Origin of the sequence: Comamonas sp. MYb396 (assembly GCF_037479555.1) — a bacterium.
Lineage (GTDB): Bacteria > Pseudomonadota > Gammaproteobacteria > Burkholderiales > Burkholderiaceae_C > Comamonas.
Window position 1 is genome coordinate 18,104 of the sequence record NZ_JBBGYU010000014.1, and the last position, 13,907, is coordinate 32,010.

At 61.9% G+C, this 13,907-nt stretch carries 11 protein-coding genes and 2 tRNA genes; 8 read left to right on the plus strand and 5 right to left on the minus strand.

Annotated features, from left to right (window positions below; all coding sequences use genetic code 11):
* Positions 1 to 44 precede the first annotated feature (44 nt).
* Together WH265_RS23515 and WH265_RS23520 are read right to left on the minus strand one after the other, a co-directional pair.
* Complete coding sequence (locus tag WH265_RS23515; protein ID WP_339559840.1) at positions 45 to 974, minus strand: hypothetical protein; 930 nt, start codon at positions 972 to 974, stop codon at positions 45 to 47.
* Between the two features lie 264 nt (positions 975 to 1,238).
* Complete coding sequence (locus tag WH265_RS23520; protein WP_312988412.1) at positions 1,239 to 1,757, minus strand: MarR family winged helix-turn-helix transcriptional regulator; 519 nt, start codon at positions 1,755 to 1,757, stop codon at positions 1,239 to 1,241.
* Positions 1,758 to 1,838: 81 nt separating this feature from the next.
* Between WH265_RS23520 and WH265_RS23525 the strand changes: the two genes are divergently transcribed.
* The 4 genes from WH265_RS23525 (at position 1,839) to aliA (ending at position 6,288) form a co-directional block, all read left to right on the plus strand.
* The gene (locus WH265_RS23525) at positions 1,839 to 2,603 is read left to right on the plus strand and encodes an SDR family oxidoreductase (RefSeq protein WP_339559841.1); all 765 of its coding nucleotides are present in this window, start codon (positions 1,839 to 1,841) and stop codon (positions 2,601 to 2,603) included.
* 29 nt (positions 2,604 to 2,632) lie between these two features.
* On the plus strand, positions 2,633 to 3,415 hold the full coding sequence (badI, locus tag WH265_RS23530) for a 2-ketocyclohexanecarboxyl-CoA hydrolase (RefSeq protein ID WP_021027969.1): 783 nt from the start codon (positions 2,633 to 2,635) through the stop codon (positions 3,413 to 3,415).
* A 24-nt stretch (positions 3,416 to 3,439) separates the two neighbouring features.
* Positions 3,440 to 4,591: a cyclohexanecarboxyl-CoA dehydrogenase gene (aliB, locus tag WH265_RS23535; protein WP_339559842.1), complete on the plus strand. Its 1,152-nt coding sequence runs from the start codon at positions 3,440 to 3,442 to the stop codon at positions 4,589 to 4,591.
* A 62-nt stretch (positions 4,592 to 4,653) separates the two neighbouring features.
* Positions 4,654 to 6,288 carry a cyclohexanecarboxylate-CoA ligase gene (aliA, locus tag WH265_RS23540; RefSeq protein WP_339559843.1) on the plus strand — a complete coding sequence of 545 codons (1,635 nt, stop codon included), beginning with the start codon at positions 4,654 to 4,656 and terminating at the stop codon, positions 6,286 to 6,288.
* On the opposite strand, the gene WH265_RS23545 is transcribed toward aliA, so the two are convergent.
* Positions 6,285 to 6,782 carry a DUF421 domain-containing protein gene (locus tag WH265_RS23545; protein WP_021027972.1) on the minus strand — a complete coding sequence of 166 codons (498 nt, stop codon included), beginning with the start codon at positions 6,780 to 6,782 and terminating at the stop codon, positions 6,285 to 6,287. The genes aliA and WH265_RS23545 overlap by 4 nt on opposite strands.
* Positions 6,783 to 7,034: 252 nt before the next feature.
* On the minus strand, positions 7,035 to 8,303 hold the full coding sequence (locus WH265_RS23550; RefSeq protein WP_339559844.1) for a glutamate carboxypeptidase: 1,269 nt from the start codon (positions 8,301 to 8,303) through the stop codon (positions 7,035 to 7,037).
* Positions 8,304 to 9,214: 911 nt separating this feature from the next.
* Between WH265_RS23550 and WH265_RS23555 the strand changes: the two genes are divergently transcribed.
* The 4 genes from WH265_RS23555 to WH265_RS23570 all read left to right on the plus strand — a co-directional run bounded on the left by WH265_RS23555 (position 9,215) and on the right by WH265_RS23570 (position 12,630).
* Positions 9,215 to 11,179 carry an IPTL-CTERM sorting domain-containing protein gene (locus WH265_RS23555; RefSeq protein WP_339559845.1) on the plus strand — a complete coding sequence of 655 codons (1,965 nt, stop codon included), beginning with the start codon at positions 9,215 to 9,217 and terminating at the stop codon, positions 11,177 to 11,179.
* A gap of 263 nt (positions 11,180 to 11,442) precedes the next feature.
* Positions 11,443 to 11,532, plus strand: a tRNA-Ser gene (locus WH265_RS23560).
* Between the two features lie 15 nt (positions 11,533 to 11,547).
* Positions 11,548 to 11,624: transfer RNA gene (locus WH265_RS23565), tRNA-Arg, on the plus strand.
* Positions 11,625 to 11,937: 313 nt separating this feature from the next.
* On the plus strand, positions 11,938 to 12,630 hold the full coding sequence (locus WH265_RS23570; protein ID WP_339559846.1) for a phosphatase PAP2 family protein: 693 nt from the start codon (positions 11,938 to 11,940) through the stop codon (positions 12,628 to 12,630).
* Positions 12,631 to 12,818: 188 nt separating this feature from the next.
* Here WH265_RS23570 and WH265_RS23575 read toward each other — a convergent pair whose 3' ends face one another.
* Positions 12,819 to 13,907 carry an NADH:flavin oxidoreductase gene (locus tag WH265_RS23575; protein WP_339559847.1) on the minus strand — a complete coding sequence of 363 codons (1,089 nt, stop codon included), beginning with the start codon at positions 13,905 to 13,907 and terminating at the stop codon, positions 12,819 to 12,821.

Genomic DNA, 13,907 nt, shown 5'->3' on the forward strand with positions numbered 1-13,907 from the left:
GCGCCGGTTGACGGGTGGTCGCTGGCGGACAATGGCGTTTTAGTCTAGGACGAGCGCTGAGCCAGTGCCTTACCGTCCTGCGACATGGTGCGCAGATGACGTTCCACGCGCAGGAAGACCACGATCATCATCAAGAACACGAACGACCACAGCAGCACGGTGAACACCAGCAGATTGCTGGGCTCGATCAGGCGCTCCAGCCAGCTGGGCTTGGCTGTTGACATCTCGCTCTCACCCGCCTTGGCGCTGAACACAATGCCATAGTTGAGCAGCAGATTCGTCACCACCATCGACGTGGTTTGCTTGTTGATTCCCTTTTGCACTTGCGGGTCGGCCAGCAGGGCTTTGAGCGCCTGTGGTGCGCCCAGCGTGAACGAGCGGCCTGCCTCATAGCCATAGCTGCTGATAATGCTGCGTGTTTGCTGCAGCAGCACCTCGCCGATGCTGGTGGGCTGGGGTTTCCAGCCTTCGCTGTCGGCCGCATCCGAGGCCGCTGCAGTGGCTGCCGCCGCCGCGTCTACCGCGTCCATCTCCTGGCTGGCCCGCTCTTTGGCCTGCATGGTTTCCACCAGCGCGGGTAGTGCCTGCACGGGTGCCAGGCCTGGCTCGTCGTTATCACGCTCCAGCTTTTTACGCTGCGCAGGGTCGCGCTCGATCGCGGCACGCAATACCGCGTCTACCTCGGCAAAGGCCGCTACTACCGCAGGGTCGGCGGCCAGTTTGGCATCGCTCAGGGTCTGGTTGGTATCGTCATAGCCAAAGTCAGAATAGGTAATCTTCTTGAGTTCTTCTTCGCTGATTTTGAGCGCAGCCCAGTCACGGTTTGGGTGCATATCTTCGGCGGCAGTACCCGGTGTGGGTTTGTGCGCAGCCTCCCAACTCCACAGCGCAAAGTTGAACAAGGTGAACAACACCAGTACCACCATCACCAGGCGCATCAGGTACAGCAGCGCACTTTCTATTTTTCCGAGCATGTATTCCATCCCTCATGGATTTTGACAACCCGCGAGTGTGGCATGTGGCTATGGCGAGATGGCAGTTATTGTTCATTGCGATGGTTACTGATTGTTGATTTATCAATCACCCAGGCAGAGCGTTATCGAATTGGGTATTGGAGTGAGGGCACTGTCAGCGGTACTGGTTATTGAAAATCAGGCTAGTGCCATGCGGTCGAGCTGTTTTGTACGGCATAGGCGGCCTCGGTGTTTGAAGCTGCGCGGGTTCGGGTATTTCGGCGCTCAGCTCTCTTCCTTACCCGCATTCTGCTGCGCATCAATCGCCTTCATGTTGTCCAGCAGCTTGAGCAGGTAGTGCAGGGTGTGGACCATGTCATTGCTCGAGAACCCTTCGAGCGCCTGCTCGTAATAGCGGCCAATCGACTCAGCCGCATCGTGCTGCCACACCTGTTGCCCGGCTGGCGTCAATTGCACCAGGCGGGAGCGTTTGTCCGCCGGGTCGGGCACGCTGTGCACATAGCCGGCGGCCTCCATGCGTGAGAGCAGGCCGGTCAGGTTCTGGCGGCTCACCAACAGGTAGCGGGCCAGGTCGCCCATGCCCATGCCCTGCGCGGATTCGGGCCGCGACAGCGCGCCCATCACCGCCCACTGTTGTGTGGTCAGGCCCTGGGCCTCGACCGCCTTGGTCCCTGTTTTATGCAACATGTTGGCGCATTGGTAGAGCTTGAAGTACAGCCGATTGGCCAGATCGGTGCGCAGTTGGTTCGGGTTTTCTCTAGGTGTTTTGGCGGTTTTGCTCATGATCGGGATATTGCCATGGCCTGGCATTTGTGTAAATATATTGTCTAATTAAACGATGCAATGCGTAAGAAAGGTGGAATCATGGCACGTTTTGATGGGCAACATGTTGTAGTAACCGGTGGCGGTGGCGGCATTGGCGGGGCCACCTGCAAGCGCTTTGCCGGCGAAGGCGCCCGGGTGACCGTGCTCGACAAGCAGCTGGGCGCCGCGCAGGCGGTGGCCGATGCGATTGCAGCGGCCGGCGGTCTGGCGCAGGCGCTGGCCTGCGACATCACCGATCGGGCGAGCGTCGATGCCGCCGTGCAGCAGGCCGAGCAATGGGCTGCGATTGATGTGCTGGTCAACAACGCTGGCTGGGATGTGTTCAAGCCCTTCACCAAGACCCATGAGAGTGAATGGCAGCAGCTGATTGCCATCAACCTGGTGGGCGCCTTGCACATGCACCATGCGGTGCTGCCGCGCATGGCAGAGCGCAAGGCGGGGCGTGTCGTCAACATCGCGTCTGACGCGGCGCGCGTGGGCTCCTCGGGCGAGGCGGTGTATGCCGCCTGCAAGGGCGGGCTGGTGGCGCTGTCCAAAACCCTGGCACGCGAGCATGCCCGCCACAACATCACCGTGAACGTGGTCTGCCCCGGCCCCACGGACACGGCCTTGTTCGCCAGCTACAAGGAGGGCGCGGGCAACCCCGACAAGCTGCTCGAGGCCTTTACCCGTGCGATTCCGCTGGGCCGCATCGGCCGGCCCGAGGACCTGCCCGGCGCGATCCTGTTCTTTGCCTCCGCCGATGCCGCCTATGTGACCGGCCAGGTCATCAGCGTATCGGGTGGCCTGACGATGGCAGGTTGAAGGCCCCCAACAATCACAAGGAGACTGGTATGGAATTCGAAGACATCCTCTACGACGTGCGCAACCATGTGGCCTGGATCACCATCAACCGGCCCGAGAAGATGAATGCCTTTCGCGGCACCACCTGCGACGAGCTGATCCGCGCGCTGAACAAGGCGGGCTATGACAAAAGCGTGGGTTGCATCGTGCTGGCCGGCGCGGGCGACAAGGCTTTTTGTACCGGTGGCGACCAGTCGGCCCACGATGGCAACTACGATGGCCGTGGCACCATCGGCCTGCCGATGGAAGAGCTGCACGACGCCATCCGCAATGTGCCCAAGCCCGTAATCGCTCGCGTCCAGGGCTATGCGATTGGCGGCGGCAATGTGCTGTGCACCATCTGTGATCTGACGATCTGCTCGGACAAGGCCGTCTTTGGCCAGGTGGGCCCCAAGATGGGTTCGGTGGACCCGGGCTATGGCACGGCGTTCCTGGCGCGCGTGGTGGGCGAGAAAAAGGCGCGCGAGATCTGGTACCTGAACAAGCGCTACTCGGGCGAGGAGGCGGTCGCCATGGGCCTGGCCAATATCTGCGTGGCGCCAGAGCAGCTCGATGCCACCGTGCAGGAATGGGCCGAGACCATCTGCGAGCGCAGCCCCACCGCGATTGCGATTGCCAAGCGCAGCTTCAACATGGACACCGCGCACCAGGCGGGCATTGCCGGCATGGGCATGTATGCGCTCAAGCTGTATTACGACACCGATGAGTCGCGCGAAGGCGTGGCTGCGCTCAGGGAGAAGCGCAAGCCCGATTTCCGCAAACACGCCAAGTAACGCAGCCTGCCGCAAGAGGTGCCCATGAATCCGTACCTGAACGATGACTTGATGAGCCTGGCGGCATCGGTGCGCCGGTTTGCTGATGCGCGCGTGGCGCCGGGCTTTTTGGAGCGCGACCGCACCCGGGTGCTGGACCGCAGCCTGATGCGCGAGATGGGCGCGATGGGCCTGATTGCCCCTGAGCTGCCCGAGCAGCTGGGCGGCCAGGGCCTGGGCTGCCTGGCCGCTGGCGTGGTGCATGAGGAGCTGGCACGTGCCGATCTGAGCATGTCCTATGTGCCACTGCTGGCATCGCTCAATGCGCAGATCCTGGCCGCCCATGGCCAGCCGGATGTGGCGGGGCCCTGGTTGCAAAAAATGGTGGCGGGCGAGGCGCTGTGCGCGATTGCGCTGACCGAGCCCCGGGGCGGCTCCGACGCCGCCAGCCTGCGCCTGCGCATCGAGCGGGATGCGGAGGGCTATGTGCTCAATGGTGAGAAAACCTCGATCTCTGCCGCAGACCAGTGCGATATCGCCGTGGTATTTGGCCGCACCGGCACGGTGGAATCGGGCGCGCATGGCGTGACAGCGTTGCTGGTGCCCATGGATGCACCTGGCATCACGCGCAGCCGCTTTGATTGCCATGGCCAGCGCGCCATTGGCCGAGGCTCGCTGTTCTTCGACAACGTGCGTGTACCGCTCTCGCACCGCCTGGGTGATGAGAACCAGGGCTTTGTGCAGGTGATGCAGGGCTTTGACTATTCGCGCGCGCTGATCGGCCTGCAGGTGCTGGCCGTGGCGCGTGCGGCGCTCGACGATGCCTGGCAGCACGTCACCCAGCGCCAGGCCTTTGGCAAGCCCCTGTCGGCGTTTCAGGGGGTGTCGCACCCGCTGGCGGATTTTGATACGCAGGTCAGCGCCGCGCGCCTTTTGTGCCTGCAGGCGCTGTGGCTCAAGGACCAGGGCAGGCCCCACAGCGCCGAGGCGGCCATGTGCAAATGGTGGGCCCCCAAGCTGGCCTATGACTGCATCCACCAGTGCCTCCTAATGTTGGGCCATGGCGGCTACGACCGGGGCGTGATGGAGCAGCGCCTGCGCGATGTGCTGGGCTTTCAGATCGGTGATGGCACGGCCCAGATCATGAAGACCATCATTGCCCGCGACCGGGCGGGCAGGCAGGCCGTGCCGGCATAGCCTCGTGATTCGCTCCCAAGCGCAGCCAACAAGCGCGGAGCCCCAACCCACAGGAGACAAGCATGCAATTTGATGCCGTATTGCTGGCGCCGCGCCGTGCGCAGATGCGCAGCCAGGGCTGGTGGCGTGACACCACCATCAACGATGCGCTGGACCAGGCGGCGCAGCAGTGGCCCGACCGGCTCGCGCTGGTGGCGCAGCGCACGGGCGAGGGCGCTGCGCAGTCCTTCAACTACGCGCAGCTGGCGCGCATGGCCGACCGGGTGGCCATCGGCTTGTGGCGGCTGGGTGTGCGGCCTGCCGATTTGGTGGCCTGCCAGTTGCCCAATGTCTGGCAGTTCACGGTGCTGTACCTGGCATGCGCACGCATCGGCGCGGTGCTCAATCCCTTGATGCCCATTTTTCGGGAGCGCGAGTTGCTGTTCATGCTGGGCCACGGGGAAGCCAAGCTGGTCGTGGTGCTCAAGGACTTTCGCCATGTCGATTACGAGGCGATGCTCAAAGGCATTCAGCCCCAATTACCCCAGCTCCAGCACGTGGTCGCCATCGGTGGTGCCGGCGCAGACAGTTTTGAGGCGTTGCTGACCCAGCCTGCGTGGGAGCGCGATGCCGATGCCGCGCAGATCCTGGGCTCACACCGGGCCTTGCCCGATGCCATCACCCAGCTCATCTACACCAGTGGCACCACGGGTGAGCCCAAGGGGGTGATGCATTCGTCCAATACCTTGATGGCCAATATCCATGCCTATGCCGAGCGCCTGGCGCTGGGGCGTGACGATGTGGTGCTGATGGCATCGCCCATGGCACACCAGACCGGCTTCATGTACGGGCTGATGATGCCGGTGATGCTGGGCGCCACGGCGGTGCTGCTGGACGTGTGGAACGCCGCCACCGCCGCCCAGCTGATCCGGCAATGGCGCTGTACGTTCACGATGGCATCGACGCCGTTTCTGGCCGATCTGTCACGCGAAGTGGCTGCCAGCGGGGCGGTGCCCAGCCTGCGCACATTCTTGTGTGCCGGCGCGCCCATCCCCGGCCCCTTGGTGGAGCAGGCGCAAGCCGCCTTGGGCGCGCAGATCATCTCGGCCTGGGGCATGTCGGAGAATGGCGCCGTCACCACCACCTTGCCCGGCGATGGCGCGCAGCGCGCGGTGGAGACCGATGGCCTGCCCTTGCCCGGCGCCGAGGTCAAGGTGCTGGACGACCTGGGCCAGGAGCGCCCACGCGGCGAGATCGGCCAGTTGTGGGTGCGGGCCAATTCCAACTTTGGCGGCTATCTCAAACGCCCGCATCTCAACGCCACCACTGCTGATGGCTGGTTCGACACCGGCGACCAGGCGCGCATGGATGCGCAGGGCTATATCCGCATCACCGGCCGCAGCAAGGATGTGATCATCCGCGGCGGTGAGAACATTCCGGTGGTGGAGGTGGAGGCACTGCTCTACAAGCACTCGGCCGTAGCACAGGCCGCGGTGGTGGCCTATGCGGACGAGCGCCTGGGCGAGCGGGCTTGCGTGGTGATTGTGCCCAAGCCTGGCGCAGTCGAGCCGGCGCTGGCTGACCTGACCGACTTCTTGCGGACGCAGAAGCTGGCGCCCCACTACCTGCCCGAACGCCTGGTGGTGCTTGCAGAAATGCCGGCCACGCCCTCGGGCAAGATCCAGAAGTTCAAACTGCGCGAACAGCTCAAGGCCTAGACTGCATCCGACGCTCCCGAGGAGCTGTCGCGGTTGCGCAGCACAATCGTTATCTGCCCATTGGTCTCAATCGTCGCCTGCTCCACCTCGTAGGTGTGCAGGCAGCCTGCGCCGCGCAGCGCCGCTTTCAGGTCATCGCTGGTGATGAGCTCGGCATCCATCACCTGGCGGTTGACCTGGCCGTTGGAGATCAAGCGCTTGGGGATCCCATCGACCCAGCGCGACACCCGCCTGCTGCGGTAGCTCAGCTGCGCGACGATGGAGTGGCAGGCGATCAGGGTCGTGGCCGATATCAGCCCGCCGATCAGCGAGTTATCGCCCGCGTTCATCGAGTTCTGCACCGCGTTCGACAGGATCAGCAGCAAGATCAGATCGAAGGGATCGTATTGGCCAATCTGGCGCCGCCCGGTCAGCCGCAAGAACACCAGCAGGAACGCGTAAACGACAAAGCCGCGCACCACAAACTCCCACCACGGAACACTCATCGAGAACATGGCATGACTCCTCTGAAGCTCGGGGCGGGCAGCGCCTGCATGCATGCCGAGGCTGCCCGCTGACTTGGCAATGATAGTCCGCAGTGGCTGCCTGGCACGCTGTTACCGCGTACGCGGGCAGGCACCGGCGGCGTCGTCTTTTTTCGCCAGTGCTGGCGCTGCATCCAAAGGGTGGTTGCTCGCGATGGATGCCACAAATAAAAAGGCGCCAGTGTTGGCTGGCGCCTGGAGAGCAGAGGCGGGCTGGGCTGCTTACATGCCCTGGCCCAGATCGGAGATCAGCTGTGCCGACAGGTAGAGACGCCGCGCGATCGGCTCGGTCAGCACATACTCGGCCAGGTTGGAGTGGTAGTTGGCGCCAGGCAGGCCCAGGCCTTCAATCACCGGCTTGCCCGACAGTGCGGCATAGGCGGCATCCGATCCACCACCACCGCGCGTGGTGTACATCTCGGATTTGCCGCCCACATCGGCATAGATGGTGATGGCCTTCTGGATCAGCTTGACGCCGTCGTCGGTGGCGTTGAAGGCGGGCCGGCCCCGGGTCAGGTTGATATCGATGGTGGCACCATGCACATGCGGCACCGATGCGGCCTTGTCCAGCATGCCCTTCATCAGATCCAGATCTTCATTCTTGCCATAGCGAACGTCGGCGTTGACCACGGCCTTGTCCGGGATGATGTTGGTGGCGCTGCCGCCAGCGGTCATCGTGGTCCAGTTGAAGCCGCGTTCCTTGGCCTTGTCCTGGATGTCCTGCGTGCGCAGCACCAGGGCCGAGGCCTCGGTCAGCGCATTGATGCCCGCCTCTGGCGCCACGCCTGCATGCGATGCCTTGCCATGCACCACCGCCTGCACATAGGCAATGCCCGAGGTAGCGGTGCCAAAGCCTTCTTCCAGGCCCGAAGGCTCGTAGGACAGCACATAGTCATGTGACGCGGCCAACTGCTGGATCAGGTCGCGCGAGCCGAAGGAGCCTTTTTCCTCATCGGTGTTGAACATCACCGTGATGGTCTTGAACTTGCTGAAGTTCTGCGCCTTCAGTAAACCCAGGCTGTGCAGAATCACGGCGATGCCGCCCTTGGCATCGGCAATGCCCGCGCCATAGGCCTTGTCGCCTTCCACCTTGAAGGGGGCCGTGGCCAGAATGCCTCGGGTGTAGACGGTATCCATGTGCGCCATCAGCAACAGGCTCTTGGTGCCGCTGCCCTGGAAGGTGCCGACAATGTTGTCGCCCACGACACCCGCTTCTGCCTTGTGGCGCACCACATTGGCGCCCAGCGCCTGCAGGCGCGCTTCCAGGTAGTTGCCCATCTGCGGAATGCCGATGGCGTCATTGGTACCCGTCTCGATATTGACCAGCTCCTGCAGCGTCTGCAGCACTGCTGCTTTCTCGGCCTGCGAAGCCTGGTCGAGCGTGGCGTTGTAGCGCAGCGAGGAGGCGCTGCTGTCGGAGCAGCCCGATACGGACAGGGAAAGGGCCGCAGCAGCGGCAACGGCCAACAAGGTTTTTTTCATCGTAGTCATGGGGTGGGGGCTGAGCCTCTTGAAAGCGTCACGGGATTGTCATGTGACGGATGCAAGCATAAGAACGGAGCTCCGCCAACGCGGTCACGGCTGGGACAAGCGATCTGGCATGACCAGGTCCTCGTCAATGCTTGTCGCGTCTTCAGGTCTGTTTAAAGTCTTCCTCCCACAGCGTCAGCATCTGAGGGGAAGCAAGAAAGTGCTATCTGAGCAACACCCGTCTCGAACAATTCGAGCTCAAACCATTGCAAATGGGTACCCAGGAGAATGGCTCCGCCCAAAGCGCTTTGCATGAGGTGTGCTTTAGCTGTTTTGAAGCGATGGCTGGTAGCCGATGCTGAGGTAGGGGCCCCAGGTGGCGCAGGTGGCAGGTGTACTTTTCGGTTTGGAGCGAGGGGCGTGCGGGTGGCAGCTAACTGGAGCAGGTGTTACAAGAACCAGGTTGGTGCGGCCTGAGGGAGGCCGAACACAACGCCCAAGCGCGCTGTTGTTCGTGAACGCGCCAATGTGCAGGACATAGTCACGGCAGTCTTGAGGGGCAAAAAATCGTCTGGGGAAACGGGAGAGGCGCAGGCCTACGCTGTCTTCGGGATGATGGCTTGACCAATGCGTCTGTTCGCAAGAAACTCGATTTTTACTAATTGGTTGCGGTCAAGACTTTTTCATTGGAAGGCTGCTAACGAATGAGGCAGGATAAATAGAACGAGATTTATCTAAATAATTGTGAATATTTAACAGTCGTATATCGATATAAGATTTCGAATTTCTTCTCATCATCTTAAACTGTGCTGCGTCCATAAACTTCCAGAGGATTTAGCACGATGCCTTCTCAGCCCGCTGTTCTACGCTCTCATCTTCGGTCTATCTCATGTGTCGCAAGCATTGTTACAAGTACGGTTCTCATTACGCCCTTGGCGCAAGCTGCTTGCATTGATAACGCAGATCGGGCGCAAGCCACGGGGGGCGACAGTTGCATCGCCACAGGCAGCAGCTACACCGGTGCCAGCAACGCCAATAACACTTTGTTGGCCAACGATGCAGGTAGCATTCTTACAATCCCCAACAACGTAGTCGCCAATGCAAACAACGTTGCATCGAGTGGCGGGCAAGGAGTTGTAACGGCTATAGCCAATGGACAAATTGTGGCGCAGGGCGCAGTGACCGTTGTGCAGCGGGGAGCAGCCAATTCCTATGGCATCTCGGCAGGTGGGCAATCTGGCACCGGAGGCACCATCAACATAGCCGGTGATGTGAACGTCACCATGGCAGCCAATGGCGCAACACGCCGTGCCATCATGGCCAATGGGTCAACCGGGCTCGTGGTCATTGGTGGTCACACTGTGCTTCGCCATACTGGCGCAGGTACACATCGGGGCCTGAGTGCCGAGGGCGGTGGCACCATTCGATACAACAGCGCCAACATCGACTTTGGCGCCCGCCCGGCAGCACCTCCCGATCCAGGTGCGCCGAGTGACCCAGGGGCCACTGGCATCCGCGTGCTGACAGGAGATGCCCGGCTGCTAGGCTCCGGCAACACTCAGATTCGTGTGGATGGTGCAGGATCGGTGGGCTTTCTCACCAATGCAAATGCACAATCTACGATCAATGGCTGGCTGCGTATAGACGTAGGCAGCGGGGGCGCTTCAGCCGCTAACATCCAAGGCAACGCGACCCTTAGTATGGGTCCGGATTCTGCACTTAATCATCCGACAGGTACTGCGGTCAGCATCTCCAGTGCCCATATTTCGCCACTGGTGGCAGGAAATGGCTTGGCGATGACGGCGGTGACAGGATTCGCTTATTCAGGCGCCATAAGTCCTACTACCAATTTGACAAATGCCACCGTCACTGCCACCACCTTATGGAGTGCCGCGACGGGCGCGCAGCCCAGCTTCCGAGCCAGTGGTGGTAACTACACTGGCACCAGCGCGCAGGACTCTGCCAGCGCTCTGACAGTAACGCTAGCCGACGCTGCCGTTTGGAACCTGACTGCAGACGCCTCACTAGCCTCCCTGAATTTGGAAGGCAATGGCACTCTTGCTGCAGCCAGCGCCTCGCGTACCGTGATTGGTAATGTGAACAATATCTCAGGTTTGGTGGACCTCAGCGGCACTACGCCGCAAACCGGTGACACCTTCACCGTAGATGGCGGGCACGCGGGCAGCGGCGGCACTGTGCGTCTCGACACCGCCCTCGGCGACTCCAGCTCTCCAACAGACCAGATACACATTACTGGCGACACCAGTGGTAGTGCCCTGCTGGATGTGCGCAACCTAGCCGGTACGGGCGCCGCAACCACGGGTGACGGAATACTGGTTGTGCAAGTTGATGGAAACTCGGATGGGACATTTGCACTGGCAGGAGGCTCGGTGGTAGCGGGCCAGTATGCGTATCAACTGCGGAAGGTGGGCAACAACTGGTACCTGCAATCCCAGGCTAATACGGGCACGGTACAGGTGTCCAAGACGGTCGTGGGCCCTGAGGGTGCTCCGGCATTTAGTGGCAGCATTCCGTTCACGCTCACCTGTGTCTCGCCCGACCTCAGCCAGCAAGGCAGCATCGCCGTCGTGAACAATGCAGGCGCAGCCGATCCGATCACGGTTACTGCTGGCAGCACCTGCTCAGTAGCAGAGGGTGCGTTGCCTGCTGCGCCCAGTGGTTATGGGTGGGGAGCTGCCACGCTGCCCGCAGCGACTGGGCCTGTGCCATTGGGAGGCAACTTGACGCTGGCCATCACAAACACGCTCGTCAAGCAGAACACCCCGACTGCGATCCCCACACCAGTGCCTTCGCTCAGCCAATGGGCACTTGCACTGCTGTCCTTGGTTATGGCCGGCTTCACCGCGATGGGCTTGCGCCGCTCCAGAATGCGCTGACCTGTTGAGGGTGGAGACTGCTCGTTGTCCCAGGTGGTACTCGTCAGCTCCACCCCTCCAACTCACCCATCCCTGGTCTAGCCAGGGTAGTAGCTACAGAGACCCAGGCACCGGAGAGCATCTTCGCAGTGCGTGCCCGTCACCAGCCGCCATGGTCCCCGTGCTGGTGATGGGCACCCTCTTGTACATCACAATTTCCAAGAAATCTGCGTTTCTTCCCGAGACCCGCAAATTGCCTGCTATAATTTCAGCTTCGGCGCTGCGGAGAGGTGGCAGAGTGGTCGAATGTACCTGACTCGAAATCAGGCGTACGTGCAAACGTACCGAGGGTTCGAATCCCTCCCTCTCCGCCATAGCATCGATAATTAGCGGCTGTAGCTCAGCTGGATAGAGTACTTGGCTACGAACCAAGGGGTCGTGGGTTCGATTCCTGCCAGCCGCACCAAAACGTCAAGCCTCAGAGTAGAAATACTCTGAGGCTTTTTCGTTTTTCGGGCTTTTCCCGCTTCCATCAATGTCGTCACGCGAAGCCGGGAGCGACGTCGCGTCACGACGCCACCTTCACCTGAGGCCTATTCAGCGACCAAGCTCAGGCACATCAGGCACCGCCGATCAGCTGTCGCTGTCGTTGGCAACGAAAATGAGCGAGACAGTCATCAGGCCGTCTCGGATGGTCCAGAGAATGGCGGGCGGGCCGCGCAAGGCACCCAGCCGGGATGAACCGGCTCCTTGCACATTCCGGCCTGAAAGGACCTCTCATGCAGCTTGAGCTCCCTGCTGCCGATAGAAGCCTCCACGCCACGACTCCGTGGCCTGGGGCTTTATCCACCTCCAAGCGTTTCTTGCTCCTGTCCGGGCTCTTGGGGCTCAGCCTGTTGATCCTGGCCGCATTCGTTATCAATCCGGGTGTAGAGGCGCAAGAACTGGTCCTGATCAAGAAGCTCAGAAGCATCGGTAATGCGCAACTGCATGGGCTCATGCTGGCCATGCATCGGATCCAGACGCCACTCCTGGTCCTGGTGGCGCTGGTAGCCCTTGCTTTCCCCATCATCCGTCGCCAGTGGCGATTGGTGGGCGAGTCGGCTGCACTCTTGATTGGCGCTGCGCCGCTGAATTTCATCCTGAAAGCGGCATTCCACCGCACGCGCCCAGCTTTGGAGCCGCTGGTCTCCGCCCACGGATTTGGTTTCCCGAGCGGCCATACCCTGTCTGCAGGCATTGTCGTGGGCTGGGCCCTGTGCATGACCCTGAGAAGCTCTTTAGCTTGGAGTTCGCGTCTATGCCTGGGCTTTGCACTGATGGGCATCGTGGCACTGGTGGGCCTCAGTCGCATCTACCTGGGCGCGCACTATTTCTCGGACATCGTGGCATCCTGCATCGTATCGGCTTGCTGGATCTCTCTATGCCTGGCTTACTGCGATACGCTGCGGTCGCGGTCTTTGGCTGCCTGATGGGTATAGGCGCCACAAGTGGGCGTTGCGACCAGGCTTTATGTTGACGGCGCTGGCCGAGGTCTTGCTGGCACAGATTGCGAAGCTACCGATCCCCGAGCGCCCCAGCGCTCCGTCGCGCCACAGGCCTGGTCCGCATCCGTGTGCTGGCTGACGTAACCTGCTGACCAGCGGACCCAGGCCAAGCACTACGGAGACCCATGCACCACAAAGGTCTGCCAGCCGCGCATGTGGTCGATAAAGCGCTCGCTCAGACCCCGATCCCGCAGGTACTGCGCGGTTACTGGCATGCGCGGGCTTTCATAATGCGGGTTGGCCTGCACTTGCTTTGGAAAGTCGCGCTGCAAAATGCTGGCGCGGCCGACCAAGACAAAGTCGCAGCCCTCATCCAGCAGCTGGCCGGCGCGCTCGGCGCTCATGATCTTGCCGGCAGCGCCCAGCCGCACGCCTTTGCGTGGCAGCTCGGTAAACAAGCTGAGCAGGGTCCTGCCTTTCCATGCACCGTCCTGCACGGTCTGGGCTGAATCCCAGAGCGCCAGATCGAGGTAGTCGATCAGTTCTCGGTCGAGGATCTCGGCGGTGATGTCGCGCAGCTCCTCCAGGCGCAGGCCATAGCGCTCGATCGACAGGCGCCAGCCGATCTGAAAATCCGGGCCGCAGGCCTTGCGAATGCCTTCGATCACCTCGATCGTCAGGCGTGCCCGGTTGTCCAAGCTGCCGCCGTACTGGTCCTGGCGGTCGTTGAGCAGCGGGGACATGAACTCCGACAGGATCCAGCCAAAGGCGCCATGCACAGCGATGCCGTCGAACCCGGCCTGCTCGGCCCGCTGGGCACTGGCGATAAAGCTGTCGCGGATGCGTTGCACCGCCTCGGTGGTCAAGGCGCGCACGCCCGGCAGGGTGTGGCCCGATGCCGGCGCCGGAATGCCGCCGAGCAAAGGGTTGGCGCGGTGCCCGGCATGGTGCAGCTGCACCGCAGACAAGGCGCCGCCCGCCCGCAAGCGGGCTGCCATCTGGGCCAGGCCGGGCAGATGCGCCTTGCCATGAATGCCCAGCTGGCGCGCAAAGGCGATGCCGCCGGCTTCGACCGTGGTCGCACAGGTCTGTACCAAGGCATAGCCGCCTTCGGACAGTTGCCGTATCCACTCCAGGTCATCGGCGCTGGCGCGGCCATCGGGTTCGCTTTGCTGGTTGGTGAGTGGGGCGAGCATGAAGCGGTTCTTCATCGCCGGGCCATGCCGCAGCGTGAGCGGCTTGAAAAGCTCTGCAATAGACAT

Excerpts from the sequence above, each read along its gene's own strand:
- WH265_RS23515 (WP_339559840.1), bottom strand. The coding sequence starts at position 974 with ATGCTCGGAAAAATAGAAAGTGCGCTGCTGTACCTGATGCGCCTGGTG.
- WH265_RS23520 (WP_312988412.1), bottom strand. The coding sequence starts at position 1,757 with ATGAGCAAAACCGCCAAAACACCTAGAGAAAACCCGAACCAACTGCGC.
- WH265_RS23525 (WP_339559841.1), top strand. The coding sequence starts at position 1,839 with ATGGCACGTTTTGATGGGCAACATGTTGTAGTAACCGGTGGCGGTGGC.
- badI (WP_021027969.1), top strand. The coding sequence starts at position 2,633 with ATGGAATTCGAAGACATCCTCTACGACGTGCGCAACCATGTGGCCTGG.
- aliB (WP_339559842.1), top strand. The coding sequence starts at position 3,440 with ATGAATCCGTACCTGAACGATGACTTGATGAGCCTGGCGGCATCGGTG.
- aliA (WP_339559843.1), top strand. The coding sequence starts at position 4,654 with ATGCAATTTGATGCCGTATTGCTGGCGCCGCGCCGTGCGCAGATGCGC.
- WH265_RS23545 (WP_021027972.1), bottom strand. The coding sequence starts at position 6,782 with ATGTTCTCGATGAGTGTTCCGTGGTGGGAGTTTGTGGTGCGCGGCTTT.
- WH265_RS23550 (WP_339559844.1), bottom strand. The coding sequence starts at position 8,303 with ATGACTACGATGAAAAAAACCTTGTTGGCCGTTGCCGCTGCTGCGGCC.
- WH265_RS23570 (WP_339559846.1), top strand. The coding sequence starts at position 11,938 with ATGCAGCTTGAGCTCCCTGCTGCCGATAGAAGCCTCCACGCCACGACT.
- WH265_RS23575 (WP_339559847.1), bottom strand. The coding sequence starts at position 13,907 with ATGTCTATTGCAGAGCTTTTCAAGCCGCTCACGCTGCGGCATGGCCCG.